We start from the raw sequence: 26,089 nt of genomic DNA, 5'->3' as shown, positions 1-26,089 counted from the left end.
ATTCTAAGCCAATATGATCTAAGAAAAGTTACCTTCTATTACTAAACTTAGACACTTTGCGTAACTCCTACATTATAAACAAGATTTTGATTTAAGTACAGGGGCAAAATTATATTACACTATATTTTATAATCAGAGAAGTTCATCAGTAGGCTTCTTCCCACGGCAGCCTGTGCCATTTTCACGGCGTAAAAGAGCGTGTCTGTGGTCAGAGAGTCCTGCGGCTTGAGCCATCTTGCTTTTAGCTCTTTCCACAGCCTTTCAGCAATGTTAAGATGTGGCGAGTAGACGGGCAGGTAATAGAGAAACAGTCCCCGCAGCTGCCAGACTTCCAGCTGCTTTTTCACCTTGGCTGCTGTGTGTACTCTGGCATTGTCTAACACCACTACTGTCGGCTTTACCAGCTCAAGCGAAAGCCTGTCAAGCTGCTCTATAATAAAATCAGAAGTAATGCTATCCTCACTGGTGGCATACCTTATCCTGTTGTCCCTGGAGATGAGGGCAAAGCAGCGGAGGCCTTTGCCTTTAGCCGACTTCTATACAGACTTGTTCATCTGCAAACTGCCAGCCATAGGACACATACCCTTCAAGGGAAACCTGGCTCTTATCAGCATAAAACAAATCCGCATGCCCCAGCCGACTCTGCTCTTCCAGCAACTCCAGTGCCTCTTTTCGCACCTGATAAAGCGCGGCATCGGGCTTGCCTTTTACCCGTTTCCTGATGCGTTTGTAGCGGCACTTAACTTTTTTAGAAAACGCTTGAGCGTCTTGAGGCTGAAATCTTTGCCCAGCTGCTGCTCGAGCAAGAGCTTTGCCTGGCTCAGCCGCTGCCTTTCCTCCACAACCGCTTTACGCACCTGTTCCAGGTCACGGGCTGGCTCAAAGACAGGCTTGCGTCCCCTGCCTGGCTTGGTAGCAAGACCGGCTATGCCTTCTGCCTGGTAGCGATTCAACCAGTTGTTTACCGTCACCGGATGCATCTTCAGTAGCTGGCCCACCTGCTCTGAAGTGCGGCCTTCACTTTTCAATAGCACCAACTGGCAACGCTGCCGAAAAGCATGGCTCTCTCCCGAGCGATAACCCTCCTCCATCTCCTGCCGTTATGCTCCACTTATCTCTATTGTGCGTATCTTACCCATACCTAAGAAAAACAACGTACTGCAAAATAAATTTGTCCCCTTACTTAATATATATTTGGTTCTATATGAATTTATTTGGTCACGCATATAAAATGGTAAAAAGCCATGGACATCGTTTTCCTGTTTAGGCATACAATCTCTCTTGTTCCAATAAGGCAAAGCTGCCATCAGGATTGAATCAGCAACTAACTTATCATTATTTTAACATTCGACACAGTCTTTTATTGATTCTGTGCCTTAATTTTCTTAATTTTGGGATTTACTTTTCAGCTTAATTTAATTCTAATTTTTTTTCAATGTTCTGGCGAAGGTTTAACTGGCTGATACTATCGTTTTTCATCATTCAGGCTTTCCTACCCCCGAAGCACTTCGTTAACTCGGCATTTTATAATCCGCAGCCTGTCTTCGTTTCAGATGCTGTTGCTCAGCAAGAAGAAGAGGACGCTTCGCCACTGGAGCTGATGCTCGAAGAATATCTTGAGCTCATTGAAGAGTCGCCCCGAAAAGATTTGGGCAGAGTCGGCAAAACCCGGTCTGTAAAATTAGTGCCCGAGGCCATCCTCAATAAGGTTGATACTGGCCCCTCACGACATTTTACTCCTAGTGCAGGCACACCGCTTGCTTATAAAGCCCTGGGCTTCCTGCTATCGGAGTACCATGGCTATCTGTTCCGGTTAACCCCCTTCTAACTTCCCCCGTCTTCCTCCGGAGGACATTCCCTCCCTTCTCCGGGTTCTTGTATGCAGAGCAAGGTCATGTTTGCTTTGTATGGAAGCTCCTGCGATTCCTATTTCCCTTTCCGTAAAAAATTCATCAAGTCAAGATATGAATCTCCATAATATTTATTTAGTGGCAGTTAGTTTATTTATATTAGGCTGCACCGCCCAGGGCCAGCCAGAAAACCCCTCAAATGATGCCCCGGCCTTACCTGTTACAAAACTTATCACGAAAGACACCACGCTGCACAACGACTATGTCTCTGATATCCAAGCCAAAAGGCACGTAGAAATACGCGCCAGGGTAGATGGCTTTCTGGACCAGGTCTATGTAGACGAAGGCCAGGAAGTGAAGAAAGGCCAGCCGCTTTTCAGGGTGAACCCGGCAGAGTACGAGGCCGAACTGGCCAAAGCGAAAGCCAATTACGACAACGCGGTAGCCGAGGCGCTCACAGCCGAGGTAGAGGTAAAGCGTGTGCGCCTGCTGGTAGAAAAAGCGGTGATCTCGAAATCTGAACTGGACGTGGCGAAGGCCCGGCATAAAGCTGCCCAAGCCAGGATTGAAGAGGCCCGGTCTGCCCAGGACAACGCCGCCACCAGGCTCTCCTATACATTCATCAAGGCTCCTTTTTCAGGCATTATCGATCGTATTCCATTAAAAACCGGCAGCCTTATAAGCGAGGGCGCACTGCTCACCACCTTATCGGACCTGCAGGCTGTGTATGCTTATTTCGAGGTTTCGGAGAAAGAGTATCTTACCTATGCGAAAGCCCTGCAGGATGGCTCCGACAGCAGGAGCAGCCAGGTGCAGCTGATATTAGCCGATGGCACTCCCTACCCGCTTATGGGTGAAATCGAAACCATGGAAGGTGTGTTTGAACCCAACACGGGCTCCATTGCCTTCAGAGCTTCCTTCCCTAACCCGAAAAAGCTGCTCAAGCACCACTCCAGTGGTAAAATAAGACTTTCAAATGCAGTAGACGGCGCCCTGCTGGTCCCGCAAAAGGCCACTTTCGAGATTCAGGACAAGAACTTTGTATATGTAGTCGACAAAGACAACAAAGTCAGGATCAAGAATTTCGAGCCGAAAGCCAGGCTATCTCATTTCTATATTGTAGCGTCTGGGCTGGAAGAAGGAGAAAGCGTGGTTTACGAAGGAGTGCATTCTCTTAGAGAAGGCCTCAGCATTGAGCCTGAGCTTGTTCTGATGGATAGCCTGCTAGTCGCCAACCCTGGGTAAATCTCCCCCGTCTAGAGCGTGAACGCGCTCTTGTTCACCTAAACTTGTAACCGCCCTTTCCCGGCAGGTTCCCGGAAAGGTGTGTTCGGTGCCCTGCTGCTCAACGGTAGCAGGGGCTCCCGTGGCACGCCTTCCGGGCCGGCTGGCCGAAGGTCAACGAGACACGGTGTTTAAACATTTAAATAGAATCCGAACAAGTGCCCCTGCTCCTTCCGGAAAGCAGGTATGTATACAACTTAAATTTTCATGTTAAAAATATTCATCCAAAGGCCGGTTCTTTCGCTGGTTATCTCCTTATTCTTTGTCCTTCTGGGCGTACTGGCGATTATACAGTTGCCGGTCACGCAATTCCCTGAAATTGTGCCGCCCTCCGTTACCGTTACGGCCAAGTATACCGGCGCCAACGCCGAGGTCTGCACCAATGCCGTGGCCACTCCCCTTGAGCGGGCCATTAACGGTGTGCCCGGCATGACCTATATGTCGTCGGTATCGAGCAACAATGGCGTTACGCTTATCCAGGTTTTCTTTGAAGTAGGCACAGACCCCGACCTGGCGGCAGTTAATGTGCAGAACCGCGTGACCACTGTACTCGACGAGCTGCCTGAAGAGGTGATCAAGGCCGGTGTGACCACTGAGAAAGAAGTTAACAGCATGCTGCTCTACCTGAACCTGATGAGCGAGGACCCCGATGCAGACGAAAAGTTTGTGTTCAACTTCACCGACATCAACGTGTTGCAGGAGTTAAAGCGGATCGATGGCGTGGGTTTCTGCGAAATTATGGGATCGCGGGAGTACTCCATGCGGGTTTGGCTGAAGCCGGATCGACTGGTAGCCTACGGGGTGTCGCCTGATGATGTGATCAATGCCATACGGGCTCAGAACGTAGAAGCGGCCCCCGGCAAAGCCGGTGAAAGCTCCGGCGGCTCATCGCAGACGCTCCAGTATGTGCTCCGCTTCACAGGCAAGTTGTTTGAGCCTTCGCAGTACGAAGAGATCGTTATCCGCTCTAACGAAGATGGATCGGGTTCTGTGCTCCGCCTGAAAGACGTAGCCGATATCGAGTTCGGCTCCATGGACTATGGCATGGTTTCCAAGACCGACGGCAGGCCTTCTGCCTCCATCATGATTAAGCAACGCCCCGGCTCCAATGCCAAAGAGGTAATCGAGAACGTGAAACTGAAAATGGCGGAGCTGAAAGAAGCCTCCTTCCCACCCAGCATGGAATATAACATTGCCTACGACGTGTCCCGCTTTCTGGATGCGTCTATGGAGGAAGTGCTCTGGACGCTGATCGAGGCCTTCCTGCTCGTGTCTATCGTGGTGTTCATCTTCCTGCAGGATTTCCGCTCCACCCTGATTCCGGTGCTGGCGGTGCCGGTATCGCTGGTGGGCACGTTCTTCTTTATGCAGCTGTTCGGCTTCTCCATTAACCTGCTTACCCTGTTTGCGATGGTGCTCGCCATAGGTATTGTGGTCGATAATGCCATTGTGGTAGTGGAGGCCGTGCATACCAAAATGCATGAAAAGCTCATGCCAGCCAGAGAGGCCACGCTGGAGGCTATGGGAGAAATAAGCGGGGCCATTATAGCCATTACACTGGTTATGTCGGCGGTGTTTGTTCCTGTTGCCATGATGGACGGCCCGGTTGGTGTGTTTTACCGGCAGTTCTCGCTTACGCTGGCCATTGCCATTGTAATTTCGGGTATAAATGCCCTAACGCTTACCCCGGCACTTTGCGCCATCATGCTGAAGAACACGCACACAGACCATAAAAAGAAAAGCCTGCTGCAAAAGTTCTTTGGCAAGTTTAACACTGGTTACTATGCCGTAGAAGGTTCTTACAGAGGCCTTATCAGCCGTATAGCAGGCCGCAGGGCCGTTACGCTGGGCATCTTGCTCTTCTTCCTGGTTTGCACCTGGGGCATCACCAAAGTGCTTCCGACAGGCTTTATCCCGACAGAAGACCAGGGCATGATCTATGTGAACGTGACCACGCCTCCAGGGGCCACCGTGGAGCGGACAGAATTCATAATGGACAGAATTCAGGAAGCGGCACAGAAAATAGACGCCGTGGAGAACGTATCGACACTGGCCGGTTTCAGCCTCCTGACTGATGCTGCGGGCGCCTCTTATGGCATGGGCATGATTAACCTGAAAGCCTGGGACGACCGCTCCGAATCCGTGGAAGCCATTATCGCGGAGCTGGAGAAACAAACAGAAAACCTAAGCGATGCCAGCATTGAGTACTTCCCGCCTCCCACCGTGCCAGGCTTTGGCAACTCAAGCGGCTTTGAGCTTCGGGTGCTGGCAAGAGACAAAACCGCTACCCTGACCGAGACGGCGAAGGTGACCAACAACTTTATAGAGGCCATGCGCGGTGCCCCCGAGGTGAGCGCCGCCTTTACCAGCTTCGACCCGAGCTTTCCGCAATACATGATTCACGTGGACCAGGACATGGCCGCCAAAAACGGCGTGACGGTAGACAATGCGATGGGCACCCTCCAAACGCTGATGGGTAGCTATTATGCGTCTAACTTTATCCGGTTCGGCCAGATGTATAAGGTGATGGTGCAGGCATCGCCCGGCTACCGAACGAAACCCGACGATGTATTGAAAATGCATGTTAAAAACCAATGGGGGGAGATGGTTCCTTTTTCATCGTTCGTAAGGTTGGAACGGGTGTACGGACCGGAACAACTGACACGCTACAACATGTACACCTCCGCGATGATAAACGGAAGTGCGGCGGCCGGCTATAGCAGTGGCGACGCCATTAAGGCCATTGAGCGGGTGGCGGAAGAATCGCTGCCAAAGGGCTTCACCTACGAGTGGTCCGGCATGACCCGCGAGGAGATCCTCTCCGGAAACCAGGCCGCCTACATTTTCCTCATCTGCCTGATCTTCGTTTACCTGCTTCTGGCAGCGCAGTACGAGAGTTTCCTGCTGCCCTTACCGGTTATCCTGTCGCTACCGACAGGGATTTTCGGTGCCTTCCTGACCTTGCAGCTCCTGGGGCTGCAGAACAACATTTACGCCCAGGTTGCCCTCGTGATGCTGATTGGTCTGCTTGGCAAAAATGCCATCCTGATCATTGAGTTTGCCATTCAGCGCCAGAAAGAGGGGCGTACTGTACTGCAGGCAGCGGTAGACGGAGCGGTTTCCCGTTTCAGACCTATCCTGATGACTTCACTGGCCTTTGTGGCCGGCCTGATACCGTTGTGCATTGCGTCTGGTGCCGGCGCCATGGGTAACCGTTCTATCGGTTCGGCTGCGGCAGGCGGCATGCTCTTCGGCACAATTTTCGGCATCCTGCTTATTCCTGGCTTGTATGTGCTGTTCGCCTCTGTCGGGCGCGGCAAAAAGGCAAAAACGTTACAGTCTGCCTAGTAGATAGTCAAATTAGAAATTAAAAATTCAAAATTAGAAATTGAGTTTCTGATGCTTATAATCAGGTACAAAACCGGAATTTCTTTTTCAGGGATAAACTGGCCTGTGTGCTAGATATCCACTCTAACCTATTTATTGATTTTCAGCTTTATGGATTTTAATAGAATTGTTTATAAATCGATGGCCGCCCTGGCGCTGGCGGCGCTTATGAGCGCCTGCAAGGTGGCCGCCCCCGCGCCATTGCCCGCCACTCCGACCCTTCCTGCCTTTGGTGCCGGAACTGACTCTACCAGCCTGAGCGACCTGACCTGGCGGGAGTTCTTTAAAGACCCCGCGCTTATTGCCCTGATCGATACGGCCCTGTACCGAAACCCGGATATGCTGGCTGCTGCGCAGCAGATAGAAATAGCCCGTGCCAATGTGCAGATGGCCCAGGGCGCCTTGTTGCCGCAGGTTTCAGGCGTGGGTGCCGTAGGGGCAGAAAGATTCGGGAAATATACCATGACAGGCGTGGGCAACTACGACACCAACCTGTCGCCCAATGTTACGGACGACCAGAAAGTGTCGGACCCGCTGGTGCCGGATTACTTCCTGGGCCTGCGCAGCTCCTGGGAGATAGACCTCTGGGGTAAGCTCCGGAAATCGAAGAAAGCCGCGATGGCCCGCTTCCTGGCCTCCGAAAAAGGCAGACAGCTGGTGGTGACCTCCCTGATTGCGGATGTGGCGCACCTGTATTATCACCTGCTGGCCCTCGACGTTGAGCTGGAAACGCTGAACCGCAACATAGAGCTTCAGCAAATCGGGGTTGAGCTGATCAAGGTTCAGAAAGAAGGCGGCAGGGCCACAGAGCTTGCCGTTCAGCAGTTCATGGCCCAACTGCTGAACACCAAAGGCCTGAAAGTAGAGAAGGAGCAGGAGATTGTCGGGGTAGAGAACCAGCTGAACAGGCTATTAGGTCGGTTCCCGCAGCCCATTGCCCGCGGCAGATCGCTTTACGAACAGGAACTCCCGGAGGAGGCCCGGGCCGGAGTCGCCTCGGAGATGCTGCGCAGGCGACCCGACATCCGGATGGCGGAACTGGAGCTAGTGGCAGCCAAAGTAGATGTAGAGGCAGCCCGGGCAGCTTTTCTTCCTTCGCTTACCATATCTCCTTATGTTGGCTTTAGTGCCTTTAACGCATCGCTGCTGTTCCAGCCTGCTTCTCTGGCTTATGGCTTGTTAAGCGGGCTCTCTGCTCCCCTGCTTAACCGAAATCACCTGCAGGCTGCATACAGGAGCTCAGATGCCAACCGATTCAGAGCCTTTTCGGCTTATCAGAGTACAGTCTTAACCGGTGTGCAGGAAGTTATGACCAGCCTGAACGAGATCGAGAACTACAGGAAAGTGGCCGCGCTGAAAGAGGAAGAGGTAAATGTGCTGCAAAATGCCGTAGAGACATCTAATGACCTTTTTGCCGTCGGCTACGCCACTTACCTCGAAATTATTATGGCACAGCGCAGCGTGCTGGAAGCTGAACTGAATCTAACCAATACCCGCGAATCCATTCTCCAGTCTACGGTAAGGCTTTACCGTGCCTTGGGTGGGGGCTGGCAGGAGTAGCATTGTTTGGGTTCAGTAAAAAGAGGTATGGCGCGCATCATACCTCTTTTTTGTTTTGGACAACCCGGTGAGCAGCAGATTGGCTGCGTATAATAAGCTGTACGAAGCGTGACGTTTTTCAAGTCATCGCCGACTCGACCCGAAAAGCCATGCTGGTGATGCTCATCACGCAGGCGATAACACCCAACGCCCTGCCCGAACAGTTCGAGGTAAGCCGGCAGGCTGTCTCTAAGCACATCAGGCTCTTAAAAGAATGCGGTGTAGTGGAGCAGCAAAAGGCGGACAGAGAAATCTGTTACCGCTCCAAATCGGATACGATGAAGGAAACAGATAAATGGCTGGAACAATTCAGACAACATTGGGATGTCCGGTTCAACCAGCTTGACCAAGTGTTAATCAACCTAAAATCGAAGAAAGATGAAAACTAAGCTGCTCACGGACTTCTCCGTTGACAAGGAAAACAAAACAATCTCGGTAAAAGATGGGCTTCAAAGAAGGGTTTGTGATGGCGCTGGAGAACCTGAACCAGCTGCTAAGCGAAAAATAGAAGAATCAGCCCAACAAACCGGTGACGGTTTGGAAGCGGTGCACTTTCAAACCGCTACGATCTTTATGGGGGACCGTCAGCACATCCCCTCCATCATGCTTTTTTTCCATACTTTCCGGGATTTTAAGGAGAAAAGAGATAGCTACACCGTCTGAGTCAATGCTATTTGAAAAGCTAATGCAAATCATCTACTTGAAGGAAAGGGCACCTTCTCTCTGCAGGAGAAATATCGTCAAGCTGAGAGCAGATGCACCAGAGCTGTCTGCCGGATGGCGGTGTTCTGCTTGTTCACCGCCAGGGCCAGTGCCTTCCTTGTCCCTACGAAGACGATTAGTCTCCTGGCCCTGGTGATGCCGGTATAGACCAGATTACGGAACAGCATGCCGAAGTGCTGTGTGACGATGGGAATGATGACCGTTTCAAACTCACTCCCCTGCGACTTATGGATCGTGATGGCGTAGGCCAGATCCAGTTCCAGCAAGTGCTCCTTCTGATACCGTACTTCCTTGACCTCCTTGCCTGCCTTAAAGCCCACCAGAAGCTCCATTTCTTCATTGTCCACTCCCGTGACCGTGCCTATATCTCCGTTGAAGACGTTCAGGTCATAGTTGTTGCGCTTCTGAATCACCCGGTCCCCTTCCCGGAACAGCCTCCCTCCTACGGTCAGCTGTGCTTTCCCTGCTCCTGCCGGATTTACCTTCTCCTGAATGACTTTGTTAAGGTTGGCGGTGCCCAGGCTGCCCTTGGTCATGGGTGAGAGAATCTGTATCTCCGTCCCTTTGCCGTAGTACTTGGGAATGGTCGCCTCATACAGCTTCTCTACCATGCCCACCGCGGAGAGTCCATAATGCAAAGAGGACCAGGGATGCACCCGCTGAATCACCTCCTTTAGCTCCTGACTATGGCTGTTGGCCTGCAGCAGTGCCTCCACATCCACATGAGCAAATTTAGCAGGAATGGACAAGTTGCTGCCCTGGCTATAGTACTCGGCGGGCGGCTCTGCTGCCATCGCGGACTCCGCAGGATTTCCCGACTCCTCCCCTGCCAGTCTCCTCACTTTGGAGATGAACCGTAGCTCTTCGGTGGTGGCCTCCTCGGAGTCGATAAACAGGCAGTCCTTCTTCTCCTGCCAGACAGGGGCCCGGTGAAAGGGTGACTCGATCCTGGGCACCTCTCCCCGGTTGATCTGGTGGGCATAGGAGATGATGAGCGACTCCTGCGCCTGTCGGAACACCTGGGTCAGCCGCAGGCAGGGAACTATACCGGAAGCGATCATATCTTTGAGTACGTTGCCTGCGCCCACGGCCGGCAGCTGGTCGGCATCCCCTATCAGCACCACCTGGCAACCGGCAGGCACGGCCCGGAGCAGAGCGGCAGCCAGGTGCACGTCCAGCATCGAGCACTCATCGACGAGGAGCACATCGGTTTGCAGCGGGTCCAGCTCATGGCGCTTGAAGCCTCCCTTGCCGGGGTCCCATTCCAGCAGGCGGTGAATCGTCTTGGCTTCCACCCCGATGACCTCGCTCATGCGCTGGGCGGCCCTGCCTGTCGGGGCTGCCAGCAGGACTTTCCTGGCCATCAGCTGCAGCACGCCTACCAGGGCACGGGTGGTGGTGGTTTTGCCGCACCCAGGTCCACCCGTGAGGATGGAGAGCCGCATAGAGGCTATCTGCAGCACACTTTGCCGCTGTTCCTCACTTAGAGTGATATGCTGCTGCTGGCAGTACGCCTCCAGGTCTTGCTGCAACTGCTCGCTGTCAAGTTTGATTTGCTCCCTGGCCAGCTCTTTGACCTTGGTAGCGATGTACTGCTCATCGTAGTAGAGGGAGTGGGCATAGAAACACTTCAGGGCCACTACCTTCTCATCCGGCAGGAGCCTCACCTTGAGTTCTTCCTTCTTCTCCATCTCCACGAGAACAGCTTCTATGGCAGCAAAATCAATTAAGGACAGCAGTTCCCCTACCCCCCGCAGGATCTGCTCCTGGGTCAGGTAGCAATGCCCCTCTTCCCGGGCATGTTGCAGCACATGCCCGATGCCTGCCCGGATACGCTGGGGGGAGTCCTCCGCAAGCCCCAGGCTCAGGGCCACTTTATCGGCAGAGAAGAAGCCAATGCCATAGATGTCTGTCGCCAAACGATAGGGATTATCTTTGACTATTTCGATGGCCTCATTGCCGTAGGTCTTGTAGATCTTGACGGCAAACAAGGTGGAGATTTGGTGGGACTGCAAAAACAGCATCACGTTCCGGATCTCCTGGTGCTCTGTCCAGGCCTTGCGGATCATCTCCAGCTTGAGCCGGGCGATACCTTCCACCTCGGTGAGCCGTTTGATGCTGGTATCAAACACATCCAGCGTTTGGTCCCCGAAGTGTTTGACGATTCTTTTGGCTGTCACCGGGCCTACGCCTTTGATCAGGCCGGAACCCAGGTACTTTTCCAGGGCATTGGCCGTGGCAGGCTTCCGTTCGATGACCTGGCTGGCTTTGAATTGCAGGCCATAGCTGGGGTGCGTTGTCCACTCGCCATAGAAATCCATCGTGGCCCCGGCAAAGACCTTGGACTGGTGGACAATGACCGTGACCTCCTCCTGCGGCCGCTGGAAGCTATTTACCTTCAGCACGCTGTAACCGGTCTCCGCGCTATGGAAGGTAATGCGTTTGACGATACCGGATAGTTTCTCCGGTTCGGCGGAAGGATGTCTGTCAGGAACCTGCATATACGAGAATGGAAAACCAAAGATAGGCAATCGGATCAGCATGGGAAAAGGGTAAAAGGCAAAGTTTATTTCTCCCCTTATCCTGTAGGGGGTCCTGAACATTTTTCTCCTTTTATTTCTCCCTACTACGGGACGCCTTGTGCAGAAGAGGCCCTGCTTCCCCCCATCTTGCCTTCTGTAAGCTGTCGCACGGGGCGGCAGCGGAAAAATCAGAAGGCCATGCTCCGACACCTTACCTGGACCCAGTTCTTTCTTACGGCAGGCACCTGCCTGCTCCTCTACTACGCCACCGTGCTCTGGCTTTTCTACCGGCATGCGATCAAAGCACTCCTGGCGAAAACCGTGGACCGGCTTTTGCCAAAAGTGTACCTCACTTCTTCCCGACAGGAGGTACCGCTCCCGACTAATGCCGATACGACAGCAGCCGGTAGTGTCCGGAATGTGGAAACCCTCGTCCTCACGGAAGCTGCAGAACTGCAGTTTGCCCCCATCAGCGAAGAGACAGAAGCAGACGAAGCAAACGAACCCAGCCTGGATACGGCCCTTCCTAACGGCTCGGCATCGGCACCTACCCTGCCCCATCAGGCTGATTTCCTGCAGGAAATTACCTCCCTCCTGGAGCTGGTGGCCGAAACCAGCATGGAAAAAGAAGAGTTCCTCTCCCTGCTCCGCCTCATCACGGCCCGCTACAGCCGCACGGTGCAGGCCAGGCAGCGGGAAAAACTGCAGCTGTTCCTGCTCCAGGAAACTCAGGCCTCTCTTCCCTTTCCCCTCCACCCGGAGGACCTGCAGGAATTATGGTCCGACGCCTGACCCTCTCCGGTTGTTTCCTTTGTCATTTAATCATCTTTTTTCCTTCACCTAAAACCAATCGTGTATGAAAACGCCTATCTCCCGTCACCTTTCAAAAAAAGCAACCGCCGGCGGCGCCTTGCTGCTTCTCCTCGCCTTCTCTGCCAGTGCCCAGCAGGGCGACGGCAACGCGGGCATCGCCGAGGCCACCAGCCTGGTGGCCGGCTACTTCGACACCGGCACCAGCCTGATGTACGCCATCGGCGCCGTCGTGGGCCTGGTCGGCGCTGTGAAGGTCTACCAGAAGTGGAACGGCGGGGAGCCGGACACCGGCAAGGTGGCCGCCGCCTGGTTCGGCAGCTGTATCTTCCTGGTGGTGGTGGCCACGGTACTTCGCTCCTTCTTCGGCGTCTGACCGGTTCCTGCCATGGCCAACAGTGTCTACCCCATCAACAAGGGCATTAACCGGCCGATCGAGTTCCGGGGGCTGCGGGCCCAGTACATCGGCTACCTGGCGGCAGGGCTTGTTTTCCTGCTGCTGCTCTTTGCCGGCCTGTACCTGGCCCGCGTGCCCCTGCTGCTCTGCCTGCCGCTGATCCTGCTCCTGGGATTTGCTTTGTTTACCGGTGTCTACCATCTGAACAAAACCTACGGGGAGCACGGCCTGCTCAAGAAGTTCGCCCGGCGCAGCATTCCCCGCTACATCCGCCTCAGCACCCGCCGCACCTTTTGGGTGCTGGCAAAACAGGCGGAGGAGACGAAATAACCCCCTCATTAAAATCCACTAATTCCTAACAAGCACACCGATGGCACAGCCGATTGACCTGGAAAAACTACTGCCGGTCTATAAAGTGGAGCACGGGGCGATCCTTTCCCGGCAGGGCGACATCACGCTCGCCTATGAGGCGACGCTGCCCGAGCTCTTCACCCTCTCCGATGCCGAGTACGAGGCCCTGCACCAAGCCTTTATCAAGGCCATCCGCCTGCTACCCGCTTTCTCTGTTTTCCACAAGCAGGACTGGTTCCTGGAAACCACCTACCGGGCAGATCTTTCGAAAGAAGGGCAAAGCTTCCTGTCCCAAGCCAGCGAGCGCTTTTTCCACGGGCGGCCTTACCTGGACCACCGCTGCTACATCTTCCTCACCAAAAAACCAGGTGAGAGAAGGACGGCCACTTCCCTGGTCTCCAACCTGCTGCGCCGCTCCCTGGCCCCGGCACAGACCCTGCAGCCCCTGCTCTACCAGGAGTTCCTCGACCAGGCGGGCCAGTTCGAGCGCGTGCTCCGCGACAGCGGCTTTGTCACCCTGCGTCGGCTGGGGGATGCCGAACTGGCCGGCACGGTCAAAAAAGCGGGCCTGCTGGAGCGGTACTGCTGCCTGCTGCCCGAAGGCGCTCCCCCGCTCCTCCAGGACCTGCACCTGCAGGAGGGCATCCGCATCGGCCCCAAGCACTGCCAACTCTTCACCCTGGCCGATGCCGCGCACCTGCCCTCGCTTTGCGGCCCCCGCATCACCTACGACAGGTACTCCACGGACCGCACCCGGTTCAGCACCGGCTTTGCCGCCCCGCTGGGCCAGCTGCTGCCCTGCAACCACCTCTACAACCAGTACATCTTCCTGGAGGATGCCACCCGGACACTCAAGCGCCTGGAGAGCAAGCGCCTGCGCCTGCAGTCGCTCTCGGCCTACTCCCGCGAGAACGCCCTGGCCCGGGATGCCACGCACCAGTTCCTCCAGGAGGCCATCGGCCGGCAACGCCTCCCGGTCAAGGCCCACTTCAACGTGCTGGCCTGGACCGAGCAGCCGGAAAGGCAGAAGGAGCTGCGGACGCTCGTTTCCTCGGCCATGGCCCAGCTCGACGCCACGCCCAAGCTGGAGACCGACGGGGCCCCGCAGCTCTTTTGGGCCGGGCTGCCGGGCAACGAGGCGGACTTCCCGGTGAACGAGACTTTTGATACTTTTTTAGAGCAGGCCTGCTGCTTTCTTAGCCTGGAGACCGGTTCCCGCTCCTCCGACAGTTCGGTGGGTATCCGGCTGGGCGACCGGCTCACGGGCAAGCCCGTGCACGTGGACATCTCGGATGAGCCGATCCGGCAGGGGATCTGCACCAACCGCAACAAGTTTATTCTCGGTCCCTCGGGCAGCGGCAAGTCCTTTTTCACGAACCACCTGGTGCGCTCCTACCACGAGCAGGGCAGTCACATTGTGCTCGTGGACGTGGGCCACTCTTACAAAGGACTGTGCGAACTGGTCGGCGGCTACTACTTCACGTACCGGGAGGACAAGCCCATCCGCTTTAACCCTTTCTATATCGGGAAGGGAGACAGCCTGGACACGGAGAAGAAAGAAAGCATCAAAACGCTCCTGCTGGCCCTCTGGAAAAAGGACAGCGAAACCTTCTCCCGCGCCGAATACGTGGCCCTCTCCAACGCGCTGGACCTGTACTTCCGGCACCTGCAGGAACACCCGCAGCTTTTCCCTTGCTTCGACTCTTTCTACGAGTTCGTATGCACGGTTTTCTCAGAAAAGCTGCAGGAAGACGGGGTAAAGGAGAAGGACTTTGACATCGGCAACTTCCGCTACGTGCTCCGCCCTTATTACCGGGACGGGGAGTTCGGCTACCTGCTCAACGCCAGGGAGAACCTGGACCTGCTCGCCGAACGCTTCATCGTTTTCGAGCTGGACACCATCAAGGACCACCCGATTCTTTTCCCGGTAGTGACCATTATCATCATGGAAGTCTTCATTTCCAAAATGCGCAAGCTCAAAGGTATCCGCAAAGTCATCCTCATCGAGGAGGCCTGGAAAGCGATTGCCCGCGAAGGCATGGCTGAATACATCAAGTACCTCTTCAAAACGGTGCGCAAGTTTTACGGTGAGGCCATTGTGGTGACCCAGGAGGTGGAGGATATTATCTCCTCTCCCGTGGTCAAGCAGGCGATCATCAACAACTCGGACTGCAAAATCCTGCTCGACCAGGGCAAGTACCTGCACAAGTTCGATGATATTCAGCAACTACTGGGGCTCACGGAGAAGGAGAAGGCGCTGGTACTCTCGGTCAACAAGGCCAACGACCCGGGCAAAAAATACAAGGAAGTCTTCATCAGCCTGGGTGGTACCCGCTCCCGTGTTTACCGCACCGAGGTATCGCTGGAAGAATACCTGACCTACACGACGGAAGAGACAGAGAAGGTGAAAGTACAGGCCTACGCGGAGAAATACGGTGGCGACAGGCGCCGGGGTATTGCGCAGCTGGCCCGGGAAATGCGCAAGGAGCAAAATGAAATATAAATCTGGCAAAGTAAAATGGACGCAACATCAATCCCTTAAAACTGCACCTTATGAAAAAGAATGTTTCAATCCTGCTCCTCTCCCTGTTGCTGGTGGTGCTGGTCAGCTCCCCGCAGCCGGTCCGGGCACAGGACCCGGTCACGGAAGCCATCAAGGCGGGCGTGAAGAAAGTCATCGTGGCCCTGGACCTGCAGGTGCAGCGGCTGCAGAATGAGACCATCTGGCTGCAGAACGCCCAAAAGGTACTGGAGAACAAGCTCTCCGAACTGCGCCTCACCGAAATCGCCCGGTGGACCGAGCAGCAGCGCCTGCTCTACAGCGACTATTTCGAGGAGCTCCGCAAGGTGAAAGCGGCCCTCGCTCATTACCAGCGGGTACGGGACATCATCCAAACGCAGGCCGCCCTGGTGGCCGAATACCGGCGGGCCTTCGGGTTGTTCCGGCAGGACCCGCATTTCTCCCCTCCCGAGCTGGCCTATCTGCAGCAGGTCTACAACGGCTTGCTCCGGGCAAGCGAGGAGAACCTGGACCAGGTCCTGCTGCTGGTCCGCGCCTACGCCACCCAAATGCCCGATGCGGCCCGGCTGGAGCTCCTGGACCAGGCCGCGGACCGGCTGGAGCAGAACTACAGCGACCTGCGCGCCTTCAACGCCCGCACCGTGCAGCTGAGCCTGCTGCGGGCAAAGGAGAGAAACAACGTGCAGGCCATCCGGCATCTCTATGGCTTAGATTAAATAAAATCAACAGCAACCCATATCATGAAAGCTATCTCCAGACCCTTGCTCCTGCTGCTACTCCTGCTGCTCTCCCTCCCCGGACGGGCACAGACCTGGGAGGAGTGGTTCCGGCAACAGAAAACCAAAAAAGACTACCTGGTGCAGCAGATCGCAGCCTTACAGGCCTACGCCGGTACCCTGCGGGACGGCTACGCGCTGATCACCGAGGGGATGCACGCCGTGCAACACAGCAAGAATGGCGACCTTGGCCTGCACCAGGCCTTTTTTGGCAACTTAAAAATGGTGAACCCGGCTATCGGGAATGCCCCCCTGGTTACAGATATCCTCTCCTGCCAGGCCGCCATCCTGCGGCTCTTCGGGGAGGCACTGGCGGCACAACAACAGCCGAAGCGCTTGCAGGCAGCGGAGCTGGATTATTTCCGGCAGGTGAAGGAAACGATCCTGCAGGCCTGCCTGCAGGACCTGGAGACACTCGCGCTCCTGCTCTCTTCCCGGCTGGAGCTGCGTGACGAGGAGCGCCTCCGGCAACTGGAGGCCTTGCACGGTTCTATGCGCGACAAATATGCCGTCACCCGCTCTTTTACCCGGGAAGCTCAAACACTCGCGCTGCAACGGGCAAAGGCGAAACAGGAAGCAGAAAAAAGCATCGTATTACATGGCCTTAAATGAAAGCATATGAAACCCCGGTCACCGATTCTCTTCGTAATGCTCCTGCTGTTTATCCTGTGGCCATTCCCACAGGCCAGGGCGCAGGCGGAGGAAGCCCAGCAGCTCCTGCTCAACGTGGCCAAGCTCAGCCAGCTGCGCCAGATCGTCTCCGACATGAGGCAGGGCTACGAACTCATCAGCAAAGGCTACGGCACCATCGTCTCCCTCTCGGAAGGCAACTTTACCCTGCACGAGACCTTCCTGGACGGGCTGCTGGCGGTGAATCCCGCGGTACGGGACTACCGCCAGGTGGCGGCCATCATCCGCTGCCAGCGAAGCCTGCTCTCCGAATACAGAAGCGCCTATGACCGCTTCCGGCAGCAGGGCGACTTCTCCCCCGACGAACTGCGCTACCTCACCTCCGTGTACGGCAACCTGTTCAACCAGAGCCTGCGGCTGCTCGACAAGCTCACGCTGGTGCTCACGGCCCGGGAGCTGCGCATGAGCGACGGGGAAAGGCTGCAGGCCATCGACGCTATTTTCTCCCAGATGCAGGAGCGGCTCGAATTCCTGCGCCACTTCAACCGCCAGGCAACCCTGCTGGCCCTGCAGCGGCAAAAGGAACACCGTCAAGTCCGGGCGCTGCAACAGCTCCACGGCCTTCGGTAAGAGGCCTTCTGCAAGGCGCCTCCGCTAGTAACAGCCATTATACAGGTTTCTATGTTCTCTAATCTGCCCCCAATGAAAAAGCAGTTCTCTATTCTTATCCCCCTGCTCCTACCGGCGCTCCTTCTGCCGGGTACGGCACGGGCACAAGGTGTGGCGCAAAACATGCACAGCCTGCATGCCGTGCTCGACCAGCTCTACTCGGAGATGATTCCCCTCTGCGGACAGCTCATCGACGTGGGCCGTGGCCTGGCGGGCTTCGCCGCGCTTTGGTACATCGCCTCCCGCGTCTGGCGCCACCTGGCCAACGCCGAGCCGGTGGACTTTTACCCCCTGCTCCGCCCCTTCGCCCTGGGCCTGGCCATCCTGCTCTTCCCCGCCGTGCTCTCGCTGCTCAACGGCGTGCTGCAGCCGGCCGTCACGGCGACCGGGGCCATGGTGGAGGGTTCGGACAAGGCCATCGCCCTGCTCCTGGCACAGAAGGAGGCGGCCATACGATCCTCGGATGCCTGGCAGCTCTACGTGGGCCCCGACGGCAGCGGCGACCGCGACAGGTGGTACGGTTACCTGCACCCCGAGGATCCCACGGGGGAAGGCGAAGGCCTGCTCGAAAGTATCGGCAATGACATGAAGTTCGCCATGGCCAGGTTCTCCTTCGGCTTCCGCCACGCCATCAAGCAATGGCTCTCGGAGGTGCTGCAACTCCTCTTCGAGGCAGCCTCGCTCTGCCTCAACACCGTCCGCACCTTTTACCTGCTCGTGCTGGGCATCCTGGGGCCACTCGTGTTCGGTTTCGCCGTCTTCGACGGGTTCCAGCACACGCTCACCGTCTGGATGGCCCGCTACGTGAACGTGTATATGTGGCTGCCGGTGGCCAACATCTTCGGCAGCATCATCGGCAAGATCCAGGAGCACATGCTTTTACTGGACATCAGCCAGGTGGAAATCCAGGGCGACACGTTTTTCAGCGCCACCGACACGGCCTACCTGGTGTTCCTGCTCATCGGCATCGTCGGCTACTTCACCGTGCCGAACGTGGCCAATTACATCGTGCACGCCGGGGGAGGCAATGCCCTCCTGATGAAGGTGACCAACCTCCTGCAGGCGAGCGCCAGCACGGGTGTGGCCACGGCAGGCGCGGGTCTGGGCTATGCCGCCGGGGCCGTCGGGCAGGGAGCCGCTGCGGTGGTGCCGGGCATGTTCAGCCAAGGCGACAGCGCTCCCTCCCCGGACAGCAACGCAAGGAGCGGCTCCCCATCCGATCACTACCAACACGGCCGCCTTTCCGGTGACTCCTGGTGAGTCGCGACAAAAAAATCTTATGTCTTATGTCCTGTGTCTTCAATCTTTTTCAAAACCATGTTCAGACAACTCCGAAACATCGACAGCGCCTTCCGCCATATCCGCACCTTCAGCCTGGTGTTTCTGCTGGCCTGTACCCTGGTCTGCTGTGTGACTCTTTACCTGAGTTACCGCCAGGTGCAGCAGGTGCAGGAGCGCACCTATGTCCTGGCCGGGGACAAGGCACTCGAAGCCTTTTCCTCCCGACGGCGGGACAACATCCCGGTGGAGGCCCGGGACCATGTGCGTACCTTCCACCACTTCTTCTTCTCCCTCGACCCGGATGACAAAGTGATTGAAGCCAACATGCGCAAGGCGCTTTACCTGGCAGATGCCTCGGCCAAACGGGCCTACGATAACCTGCGCGAGAGCGGCTACCTCTCCGGGCTGATCTCGGGTAACATCAGCCAGCAGATCAGCATCGACAGCGTGCGGGTGGACACGGGGCGGCCCCCTTACTACTTCCGCTGCTATGCCCGGCAGAAGCTCATCCGCGCCACCTCCATCCTGCACCGCCGCCTCGTCACCGAAGGCTACCTGCGCACGGTCTCCCGCTCGGATAATAACCCGCACGGCTTTATGATCGAGCGCTGGACCACCCTGGAGAACAGGGACCTGCACACCCAAACCCGCTAAAAATGCTGCTCTTCCGCAAACCCCGAAAAGACAAACCTGCCCCTGAGGCAGGAGACTCCTTGGACAAAGCCGCCGGCATCCTGGCCGGGGTTATCCTGAAGCGGCAACGCCGGCTTGCTAGCTACTGCGGCCGCTGTTACGGACGCCTTTCGGCACGGGGTAAACGGGTGGCCTTGCTCCTCTTCTGCCTTCTCTTCGGTGCTGCCAGCCTCTGGTGCCTGGTGCAGGGGGTACTACCAGGGAAAACGACAGCAGGGCAAAGCAGCGCCACAGACACCTTGATCACGGAGCAGCCCTTCTTAAAAGACAGCATTCCCCTTTACCCTTAACTAGAATTCAATTCCTAACAACAGACAGATCATGAAAACACATGCCGAAGCGTTCCTGCGCAAACGAAAATTCCTTGTGGTGCTCCCCTTGCTGGTGCTCCCTTTCCTGGCCCTGGCCTTCTGGAACCTGGGCGGCGGACAGGGTTCCCGGCAACCCCGACAGGCCGATGCCGGGCAAAACGGGCTGAACCTGCACTTGCCCGAGGCGCAACTGAAGGAGGCAGCCGGGCAGGACAAACTCAGCCACTACGAGCAGGCGAAACAGAAAGCAAGGCAGCTTTCCGGTTCCCCTCACCTGCTGCAACGCCTGGGATTCGCACCTGCCCAGGAGGCAGAAGAAACGCCACAGGCGATGGACACCAGCGTCACAGTCTTCACCGATCCGCAGGAGGCGCAGCTCAACCGGAAGCTGGCCCAGCTGGAAAAAGCCATCGAACCGGCTCCTTCTCCCACCGGCAACCAACAGGTCCGGCAGGCCCTGGTCTCCTCCCGGGCATCGATCAAGCGTCCCGACGGCTTCAGCCAGGACGTGGACCGTCTGGAAGCGCTGATGCAGCGGATGGGTAACGGTAACAGCGCAGATGACCCGCAGTTGCAGCAACTGGAGCACATGCTCGAGCGCATCCTCGACATCCAGCACCCCGGGCGGGTAGCGGAACGGCTGGCCAGGCAGCAGCAGGAGGAGCAACAGCACGCGCAGACGCTGCCCCTCTCAACCGATCAAGCCTCCGTCACCCTACTGGAACCTTCCGTTGCGAGGATTCAGGAATCCAACCTGGAAACAGGGACACGCACGGGTGGTCAGCAGGAGGAATCCTTCCCTACCTCTCTTCCGATAAATGCCTTCTATGGCCTGCAGGAGGATCCCGGTCCGGGACAAACCGGTGAAGCCGGAAACGTCGTGGAGGCGGCCATCCACGAGACCAGGACGCTGACAGCCGGGGCTACGGTGAAGATGCGCCTGCTCCGGGACATTATTCTGGCCGAAGCACCGGTACCCGCCGGCACGCTGGTCTACGGCACCTGCCGCCTTCACGGGGAACGCCTGCACGTCGAGGTGACCTCTATCCTCTACCAGGGGGCCGTGTTACCCGTGGTATTCACCGCCTATGACCTGGATGGGCAACCGGGGCTCTACATCCCCGGTGCCCTCACGCGGGATGCCGCCAAACAGGGGGCGGACCGGGCGGTCAGCCAAAGCCTGCAACTGCCCATGCTCTCTCCTTCCGTCGGCGCCCAGGCAGCCGGTGCCGGTATCGAGGCCGCCAAAGGCCTGCTGAGCCGCAACGCACGCCAGGTCAAGGTCACCGTCACCGCCGGGCACCGCCTCCTGCTGCGAGACCAAAGTACCCGCCGCTAACCTGAAATCTATTTTTAATTCACTAACCAACCGATCATGAAAAAGCTTTTCCTTCTTCTGGTCTGCTGCCTGCTTTTATGGCAACAGGCCGCTTCCGCGCAGGACTACCCGGACACCCTGGAGCTCACGCTCCGCAAGACCACCACCCTGGTCTTCCCTTACGCGATCAAGAGCGTGGACCGGGGCAGCCGCGATGTGCTGGCCCAGCTGCCAACGGCGGTGGACAACGTGCTCCAACTCAAAGCCGCCCGCCCGGAGTTTGCGGAAACGAACCTTACCGTCCTCACCGCTGACGGAAGACTCTACAGCTTCACCCTGACTTATGCGGAAACACCTGCCACCACGCTGCTGCGACTGCCTGTTCCGGTTACCGGTGACGCGCCGGTCGTGTTCACCCACAGGGCCCTGAACCAGCAACAGCTCCAAACCATCTGCAGCCTGCTGGCCACCCAGCCGAAAAGCTTCTACGGTGTCAAGGCAAAAGCAGGAAAGGTAAAGGCCGTGCTGGAAGGCCTTTACGTGCAGGATAACACCTTCTTTTACCGGGTGGTGCTTTCAAATGCATCGCCTGCCTCCTACGACATTGACTTCGTGCGCTTCAGCCTCCGGGACCGCCGGCAGATCAAGCGGACGGCTACGCAGGAAGCGGAACTCCGACCGCTTCACACCCATGGCCTGCAGGATTCGAAGCTGGAAGCAGGTGAACGCAAAGTATTGGTATTTGCCTTAGAGAAAGCGCCAGTCACCAAAGGAAAGGAGCTGATCCTGGAGCTCTTCGAGGCGAAAGGCGGCCGGCACCTCCGGCTCAACATACGGGGCCGGGATATCCTGCAGGCATACCCCCTGTTGCTTTGAAAGTTGTTCTGCAGTGGCTCACCCTATATACAACAGCAATGATAAACTGAAAAACATATTATTATGAATGAGAATAACCTGGATTACCTGAAAGAAGGGCTGAAGTACCTGGGCTTTGGCCAAACCTTAAACGAGGAACTGGAAAAGCAGGTGCGGGCGCAAAAGCCTGTCTTCGAGCTGCAGCTGCAGAAGCCTTACTTCAACAGCACCGTCAATTATACGCTGCACTTCCGAAAGTCGGACCAGAGCGACCTGTACTTTTTCAACAAGTATGACGCCACCCTGAAACCCGATGCCTCCGCCTCCGAGACCTCCCAGACCTTTTACCTTCACAAGAACAGCGGCATCACCTCCCGTGAGGCCTACAACCTGCTGGAGGGCAGAGCCGTGCACAAGGACCTGGTCAATGCCGAGGGGCAATCCTATAAAGCCTGGCTGCAGCTGGACCTGGGCAATAAAGACCCGCACGGCAACCACAAAGTGAAGCAATACCACGAGAACTACGGGTTCGACCTGGAGAAAACATTGCAGCCGTACGCGATCAAGGAGCTGCAGGACCCGCAGCAGAAAGAACAGCTGCTCCGTTCCCTGCAGCGGGGCAATACGGTGCCGGTGACAGCGCTGCAGGAAGGCCGGGAAGCGAAGCACTACCTGGAGGCTAACCCGCAGTTCAAAACACTCCAGGTGTACAACGAGCACCACAAGCCCGTCAAGCGGGAGTCGATTCAGCTAAAGCAGGAGACATCGCCGGCTGAAGCGATTAAACAGCAGGTGGCGGAGCGGAGAGCCACCAAGCAGGAAGCATCACCGGAAGAACGGCAGGAGCCGAAAAGGTCCCGGAAGAAAGGGATGTCTCCCTGAGCGATTTCCGCTTTTGCAGCTATTCACCTGACCTGGCGGTACAGACAGGCGCAGCGAAAAAAGAAACACAGCGGCGCTGCCTGATTAGTAACGGGATTTTCAACAATGGATCAACTGCATATCCCCGGTTCCGCTTGTTATTGAACCGGAATCGGGCGGTGTAAAAACACAGGCTTGTAGGTTAAAAATCAATTTACACGAGGTGCTTTTGCACGGAAAGGCTGTGATTTTACACAGGAGGCCTGTTCGTATTTCAACAGCTAACACGCTTACAGCCACACCCCTCACACACCTTCAGGCAAACGCCTGTTACCTTTCAACACCCGGACCACATTTGTGTTCCTCCAAGATTAATCACTGTTTTAACCTTCACCAAACTTTTAAAAGCGATGCCAAAACTACTGACCAAAGTAATGCAGGAGGGCCAACCACAGGCCGACCCATGTGATTTCACAGACCTCAGCCGAAACGATCTGACAGAGACAGCCGTGACGCTGCAGGAGCTACGTGACCGCTGCGACCGTTACAAGACCTACCTGGCCTCCCTGCAGCCGCCGCAGGGGGACATCATGATCCGGGCCGCCAACTTCACGACCGAGTCTGTCCTGCGCATGATCGGGCACAGCCCGGACAGCCCCTTCATCCGGGTGTACTATGGCATCGGGGACGATGGCCGGCATTTGCTCTTCCTGGCACCAGTGCAGCAGGCCGGGGTACTGGCGAAGGGGGATAATACAATTTACGTGGACGATTGCTGCGCCTGCCCCCCTATCCGCAACTGCCCGGGTGACGAACTGCTGGGATAAAACAAAATAATTTAGTACTTTCAATGGCATAACATTAAGTTAATACCCTTGAAAGTACTAAATTAACATGTGGGAAATGTACCTCCATTTCTTTTGCCTCCTGCTGCCCCTATGCCTGTGGTTGTCCAGGTTCAGGCTCCTTCCCGGCAGCCTGCGGGTACTTGGCGTTGCCCTGACGCTCACACTGGTGCTGGAGGCCTATGCCGCCTACCTGGCGCTGCAGCTCACCCGGAACCTGTATATCTACCACCTGCTCATCCCACTGCAGTATATCCTCCTCACGCTGGTGTATTACTTCACCCTTCGGCAGCGGACAAACAGAAGGCTCCTCCTTCTCTCCCTGCCGCTCTACCTCGTGCTCGTAAGCTGGCTGACCGTCCGCTTCCAGGGCACAGGCGAGTACAACTCCATGGCCCGATCATTTAAAAATGTGCTCCTTTCCTGCTGGTGCCTGCTCTATTACCGCGAAACCTACCTGGGCCTGTATCCCCGGGACCTGTTGCGGGAACCGATGTTCTGGGTAACGACCGGCCTCCTGCTTTACTCCCTGGGCAGCTTTTTTGTCGATGGTTTGATGAACAGGTTGTTGCTCCGCTCTTACCAGCAGGCCCATACGGCTTACTACCTGAGTGTCTTCCTGGGGTATGCCCTGCACCTCTTCTTCCTGGTCGCTTTCCTGCTGGTGGGAAAGCCCGTGGGAACCGGGCACCAGCCAGATGAAAACTAAAAATCTAAACACCTACGGTCCTATGCCTGATATCCTGCTCCTCCTTACCCTCGGCACGCTTTTGTTCCTGCTCCTGGGCTTGTTCATCGCCCTCCTCTCCTTCCGGCACGAGCAGCGGCGGCGTCGGCACCAGGCGGAGGTGGACCGGTTGCACGCAGCCTTCCAGCAGGAGATCCTCCAGGCACGGCTGGAGATGCAGGAACAAACGTTTTTGTCGGTCGCGCAGGAGATTCACGATAACGTGGGGCAGCTCCTCTCGCTGGCGCGGCTGCACCTGCGTCCGTCGGACGAGGCGGAACACGCCCAACTGGCAGATCGGGCTGACAGCGCCAGGCTCCTCCTGGATCAGGCTCTTGAAGATCTCAGGCACCTTTCCAGGCAATTGAATAGCCACCACCTGCGCCAGCAACCTCTTTCCGAGCTGCTACAGCTCCAGCTGGCGCTCATCCAAAAGACGGGTACGGTGGAAACGCGCCTGAACCTTCGCGGGGAAGCGCAGCAACTCCACCCGGATAAAAAGCTGCTCCTCTACCGCATAACTCAGGAAGCACTCCAGAATAGCCTCCGCCATGCCAATGCGGCTCACATTACCGTGGAGATCGCCTTCACCCCCGGCATGCTCACCCTCACGATCGAGGATGACGGGCAGGGCTTCCTTTTGACGCAGCAAGAAACAGGCGATACGGTGGTGCAGGGCACCGGGCTGCAGAACATCCGATACCGTGCTGAACTCATCGGTGCCCGGTGCGAGTTTAACTCGGAACAAGGAGCCGGCACCCGGCTGACACTATCTCTACCTTTACCCTAAAAGCGATGACACAACAGACGTACCGTCCACAGAAAATAGCGCTGGTGGATGACCACCGCCTCTTCCGAAAAGGAATCCTGGAGATTATCAACGGGTTCAGCGGCTATACAGTCACCCTGGAGGCAGAGAACGGCAGGGACCTCCAGCAGAAACTTCTGCCCGGCAACCTGCCGGACCTTATCCTGCTGGATATCAACATGCCTGTTATGGATGGGTTTGAAACCGCTACATGGCTCTACCGGCATCACCCGGACATCAAAATACTTGCCCTTACCATGGGCCAGGACGATGAGACGGTGCTCCGGATGCTCCAGTGCGGGGTGGATGGCTACGTCCTCAAAAATGCAGACCCCTCCGAACTGCGCATGGCCATGGAGGCCCTGGAGACGAACGGCAGCTACTTTTCCATCAGTGTGAGCGAGCTGCTCAAAAAAGACCTGGCTCCAAAGCCTGCTCCTGCCATCGTGCTCACGGACAGGGAGAGGGAGTTTATCAGGCTTTCCTGTACCGAGCTGCCCTACAAGGCCTTTGCCCCTGTCCTCAACATCAGCCCCAGGGCGGTAGAAGCTACGCGGAGTGCCTTGTTCCGCAAGCTGGATGTCGTCTCGCGGGTGGGCCTGGTGCTGTATGCCATCCGGAAGAGGATACATAATGTGGAGTAGGAGTAAAGCCTTTGGCCGATGAGTCAAGGGCACTCCTAAAAACTGTTATTCCTATTTTGTAAGCACCTGGTGCTTTATTTTTAGCTAATCAGGATGTTTGCCTTTACAGAAGCATTTTATTCAAGTTTCTCACTGTCAGTCATTTTCAATTCTCCTCCTTCCGGTTAGGACACACGTATCCACTGCGGGCTCAGTTGCACCTTGCGAAACAGGTTGTAAGTCAGGTT

The 26,089-nt window shown here is 56.3% G+C and carries 25 protein-coding genes and 1 pseudogene; 23 read left to right on the top strand and 3 right to left on the bottom strand.

The features are described 5' to 3' along the window. Positions 1-119: 119 nt before the first annotated feature. A pseudogene (locus FVR03_RS18875) lies at positions 120-515 on the bottom strand (transposase); the annotation flags it as partial. 192 nt (positions 516-707) lie between these two features. Next, positions 708-1,091 (bottom strand): helix-turn-helix domain-containing protein, encoded by a 384-nt coding sequence (locus FVR03_RS18870; protein WP_147923330.1) that lies wholly within the window; start codon positions 1,089-1,091, stop codon positions 708-710. A gap of 344 nt (positions 1,092-1,435) precedes the next feature. On the opposite strand from FVR03_RS18870, the gene FVR03_RS18865 reads away from it, so the two are divergent. The 6 genes from FVR03_RS18865 (at position 1,436) to FVR03_RS18840 (ending at position 8,783) form a co-directional block, all read left to right on the top strand. After that, positions 1,436-1,828 (top strand): hypothetical protein, encoded by a 393-nt coding sequence (locus tag FVR03_RS18865; RefSeq protein WP_147923329.1) that lies wholly within the window; start codon positions 1,436-1,438, stop codon positions 1,826-1,828. A gap of 136 nt (positions 1,829-1,964) precedes the next feature. Then, complete coding sequence (locus FVR03_RS18860; protein WP_147923328.1) at positions 1,965-3,095, top strand: efflux RND transporter periplasmic adaptor subunit; 1,131 nt, start codon at positions 1,965-1,967, stop codon at positions 3,093-3,095. A 246-nt stretch (positions 3,096-3,341) separates the two neighbouring features. Further along, complete coding sequence (locus FVR03_RS18855) at positions 3,342-6,482, top strand: efflux RND transporter permease subunit (RefSeq protein ID WP_147923327.1); 3,141 nt, start codon at positions 3,342-3,344, stop codon at positions 6,480-6,482. Positions 6,483-6,632: 150 nt separating this feature from the next. Next, complete coding sequence (locus FVR03_RS18850) at positions 6,633-8,081, top strand: TolC family protein (RefSeq protein WP_147923326.1); 1,449 nt, start codon at positions 6,633-6,635, stop codon at positions 8,079-8,081. A gap of 83 nt (positions 8,082-8,164) precedes the next feature. Continuing rightward, positions 8,165-8,509 (top strand): ArsR/SmtB family transcription factor, encoded by a 345-nt coding sequence (locus FVR03_RS18845; protein ID WP_369410465.1) that lies wholly within the window; start codon positions 8,165-8,167, stop codon positions 8,507-8,509. Further along, complete coding sequence (locus tag FVR03_RS18840; protein WP_147923324.1) at positions 8,499-8,783, top strand: hypothetical protein; 285 nt, start codon at positions 8,499-8,501, stop codon at positions 8,781-8,783. The genes FVR03_RS18845 and FVR03_RS18840 overlap by 11 nt, the downstream gene beginning before the upstream one ends. A gap of 77 nt (positions 8,784-8,860) precedes the next feature. Here FVR03_RS18840 and recD2 read toward each other — a convergent pair whose 3' ends face one another. Beyond that, entirely contained in the window at positions 8,861-11,386 is a 2,526-nt protein-coding gene (gene recD2 / locus FVR03_RS18835) for an SF1B family DNA helicase RecD2 (RefSeq protein ID WP_255474296.1), read from the bottom strand. A 177-nt stretch (positions 11,387-11,563) separates the two neighbouring features. Here recD2 and FVR03_RS18830 point away from each other — a divergent pair, with 177 nt between their 5' ends. The 17 genes from FVR03_RS18830 to FVR03_RS18750 all read left to right on the top strand — a co-directional run bounded on the left by FVR03_RS18830 (position 11,564) and on the right by FVR03_RS18750 (position 25,862). After that, entirely contained in the window at positions 11,564-12,157 is a 594-nt protein-coding gene (locus tag FVR03_RS18830) for a hypothetical protein (protein ID WP_147923323.1), read from the top strand. Positions 12,158-12,221: 64 nt separating this feature from the next. Then, on the top strand, positions 12,222-12,551 hold the full coding sequence (locus FVR03_RS18825; RefSeq protein ID WP_147923322.1) for a DUF4134 domain-containing protein: 330 nt from the start codon (positions 12,222-12,224) through the stop codon (positions 12,549-12,551). A 12-nt stretch (positions 12,552-12,563) separates the two neighbouring features. Continuing rightward, positions 12,564-12,902, top strand: coding sequence for a DUF4133 domain-containing protein (locus FVR03_RS18820; RefSeq protein ID WP_147923321.1), 339 nt, complete (start codon positions 12,564-12,566; stop codon positions 12,900-12,902). A gap of 40 nt (positions 12,903-12,942) precedes the next feature. Continuing rightward, positions 12,943-15,426, top strand: a complete 2,484-nt coding sequence (locus FVR03_RS18815; RefSeq protein ID WP_147923320.1) for a TraG family conjugative transposon ATPase — start codon at positions 12,943-12,945, stop codon at positions 15,424-15,426. A 50-nt stretch (positions 15,427-15,476) separates the two neighbouring features. Next, complete coding sequence (locus tag FVR03_RS18810; protein WP_147923319.1) at positions 15,477-16,160, top strand: conjugal transfer protein TraI; 684 nt, start codon at positions 15,477-15,479, stop codon at positions 16,158-16,160. Positions 16,161-16,184: 24 nt separating this feature from the next. Continuing rightward, positions 16,185-16,832 (top strand): hypothetical protein, encoded by a 648-nt coding sequence (locus tag FVR03_RS18805; protein ID WP_147923318.1) that lies wholly within the window; start codon positions 16,185-16,187, stop codon positions 16,830-16,832. Between the two features lie 36 nt (positions 16,833-16,868). Continuing rightward, positions 16,869-17,480, top strand: coding sequence for a TerB family tellurite resistance protein (locus FVR03_RS18800; protein ID WP_147923317.1), 612 nt, complete (start codon positions 16,869-16,871; stop codon positions 17,478-17,480). Between the two features lie 72 nt (positions 17,481-17,552). Then, entirely contained in the window at positions 17,553-18,779 is a 1,227-nt protein-coding gene (gene traJ, locus FVR03_RS18795; RefSeq protein WP_147923316.1) for a conjugative transposon protein TraJ, read from the top strand. A gap of 57 nt (positions 18,780-18,836) precedes the next feature. Continuing rightward, positions 18,837-19,454, top strand: coding sequence for a conjugative transposon protein TraK (gene traK / locus FVR03_RS18790; RefSeq protein ID WP_147923315.1), 618 nt, complete (start codon positions 18,837-18,839; stop codon positions 19,452-19,454). Between the two features lie 2 nt (positions 19,455-19,456). Next, complete coding sequence (locus tag FVR03_RS18785; RefSeq protein WP_147923314.1) at positions 19,457-19,783, top strand: hypothetical protein; 327 nt, start codon at positions 19,457-19,459, stop codon at positions 19,781-19,783. Positions 19,784-19,814: 31 nt separating this feature from the next. Continuing rightward, complete coding sequence (traM, locus tag FVR03_RS18780) at positions 19,815-21,143, top strand: conjugative transposon protein TraM (protein ID WP_147923313.1); 1,329 nt, start codon at positions 19,815-19,817, stop codon at positions 21,141-21,143. 36 nt (positions 21,144-21,179) lie between these two features. Then, a complete protein-coding gene (gene traN, locus FVR03_RS18775; protein ID WP_147923312.1) occupies positions 21,180-21,998 on the top strand; it encodes a conjugative transposon protein TraN in 819 nt (272 codons plus the stop codon). 63 nt (positions 21,999-22,061) lie between these two features. Beyond that, entirely contained in the window at positions 22,062-22,859 is a 798-nt protein-coding gene (locus FVR03_RS18770; RefSeq protein WP_147923311.1) for a hypothetical protein, read from the top strand. Positions 22,860-23,248: 389 nt separating this feature from the next. Further along, positions 23,249-23,665, top strand: coding sequence for a hypothetical protein (locus FVR03_RS18765; RefSeq protein ID WP_147923310.1), 417 nt, complete (start codon positions 23,249-23,251; stop codon positions 23,663-23,665). 67 nt (positions 23,666-23,732) lie between these two features. Beyond that, positions 23,733-24,392, top strand: a complete 660-nt coding sequence (locus tag FVR03_RS18760) for a hypothetical protein (RefSeq protein WP_187270223.1) — start codon at positions 23,733-23,735, stop codon at positions 24,390-24,392. Positions 24,393-24,414: 22 nt separating this feature from the next. After that, complete coding sequence (locus FVR03_RS18755) at positions 24,415-25,200, top strand: sensor histidine kinase (RefSeq protein WP_187270222.1); 786 nt, start codon at positions 24,415-24,417, stop codon at positions 25,198-25,200. A 5-nt stretch (positions 25,201-25,205) separates the two neighbouring features. Next, positions 25,206-25,862: a response regulator transcription factor gene (locus FVR03_RS18750; protein ID WP_147923307.1), complete on the top strand. Its 657-nt coding sequence runs from the start codon at positions 25,206-25,208 to the stop codon at positions 25,860-25,862. The last annotated feature ends 227 nt before the right edge of the window (positions 25,863-26,089 follow it).

Origin of the sequence: Pontibacter qinzhouensis, assembly GCF_008017455.1 — a bacterium.
Classification (GTDB): domain Bacteria; phylum Bacteroidota; class Bacteroidia; order Cytophagales; family Hymenobacteraceae; genus Pontibacter; species Pontibacter qinzhouensis.
This window is presented reverse-complemented; position numbering and strand designations above follow the sequence as displayed.

Coding starts and splice junctions, on each gene's coding strand:
- FVR03_RS18870 (WP_147923330.1), bottom strand. CDS start 1,091: ATGGAGGAGGGTTATCGCTCGGGAGAGAGCCATGCTTTTCGGCAGCGT.
- FVR03_RS18865 (WP_147923329.1), top strand. CDS start 1,436: ATGTTCTGGCGAAGGTTTAACTGGCTGATACTATCGTTTTTCATCATT.
- FVR03_RS18860 (WP_147923328.1), top strand. CDS start 1,965: ATGAATCTCCATAATATTTATTTAGTGGCAGTTAGTTTATTTATATTA.
- FVR03_RS18855 (WP_147923327.1), top strand. CDS start 3,342: ATGTTAAAAATATTCATCCAAAGGCCGGTTCTTTCGCTGGTTATCTCC.
- FVR03_RS18850 (WP_147923326.1), top strand. CDS start 6,633: ATGGATTTTAATAGAATTGTTTATAAATCGATGGCCGCCCTGGCGCTG.
- FVR03_RS18840 (WP_147923324.1), top strand. CDS start 8,499: ATGAAAACTAAGCTGCTCACGGACTTCTCCGTTGACAAGGAAAACAAA.
- recD2 (WP_255474296.1), bottom strand. CDS start 11,386: ATGCTGATCCGATTGCCTATCTTTGGTTTTCCATTCTCGTATATGCAG.
- FVR03_RS18830 (WP_147923323.1), top strand. CDS start 11,564: ATGCTCCGACACCTTACCTGGACCCAGTTCTTTCTTACGGCAGGCACC.
- FVR03_RS18825 (WP_147923322.1), top strand. CDS start 12,222: ATGAAAACGCCTATCTCCCGTCACCTTTCAAAAAAAGCAACCGCCGGC.
- FVR03_RS18820 (WP_147923321.1), top strand. CDS start 12,564: ATGGCCAACAGTGTCTACCCCATCAACAAGGGCATTAACCGGCCGATC.
- FVR03_RS18815 (WP_147923320.1), top strand. CDS start 12,943: ATGGCACAGCCGATTGACCTGGAAAAACTACTGCCGGTCTATAAAGTG.
- FVR03_RS18810 (WP_147923319.1), top strand. CDS start 15,477: ATGAAAAAGAATGTTTCAATCCTGCTCCTCTCCCTGTTGCTGGTGGTG.
- FVR03_RS18805 (WP_147923318.1), top strand. CDS start 16,185: ATGAAAGCTATCTCCAGACCCTTGCTCCTGCTGCTACTCCTGCTGCTC.
- FVR03_RS18800 (WP_147923317.1), top strand. CDS start 16,869: ATGCTCCTGCTGTTTATCCTGTGGCCATTCCCACAGGCCAGGGCGCAG.
- traJ (WP_147923316.1), top strand. CDS start 17,553: ATGAAAAAGCAGTTCTCTATTCTTATCCCCCTGCTCCTACCGGCGCTC.
- traK (WP_147923315.1), top strand. CDS start 18,837: ATGTTCAGACAACTCCGAAACATCGACAGCGCCTTCCGCCATATCCGC.
- FVR03_RS18785 (WP_147923314.1), top strand. CDS start 19,457: ATGCTGCTCTTCCGCAAACCCCGAAAAGACAAACCTGCCCCTGAGGCA.
- traM (WP_147923313.1), top strand. CDS start 19,815: ATGAAAACACATGCCGAAGCGTTCCTGCGCAAACGAAAATTCCTTGTG.
- traN (WP_147923312.1), top strand. CDS start 21,180: ATGAAAAAGCTTTTCCTTCTTCTGGTCTGCTGCCTGCTTTTATGGCAA.
- FVR03_RS18770 (WP_147923311.1), top strand. CDS start 22,062: ATGAATGAGAATAACCTGGATTACCTGAAAGAAGGGCTGAAGTACCTG.
- FVR03_RS18765 (WP_147923310.1), top strand. CDS start 23,249: ATGCCAAAACTACTGACCAAAGTAATGCAGGAGGGCCAACCACAGGCC.
- FVR03_RS18760 (WP_187270223.1), top strand. CDS start 23,733: ATGTGGGAAATGTACCTCCATTTCTTTTGCCTCCTGCTGCCCCTATGC.
- FVR03_RS18755 (WP_187270222.1), top strand. CDS start 24,415: ATGCCTGATATCCTGCTCCTCCTTACCCTCGGCACGCTTTTGTTCCTG.
- FVR03_RS18750 (WP_147923307.1), top strand. CDS start 25,206: ATGACACAACAGACGTACCGTCCACAGAAAATAGCGCTGGTGGATGAC.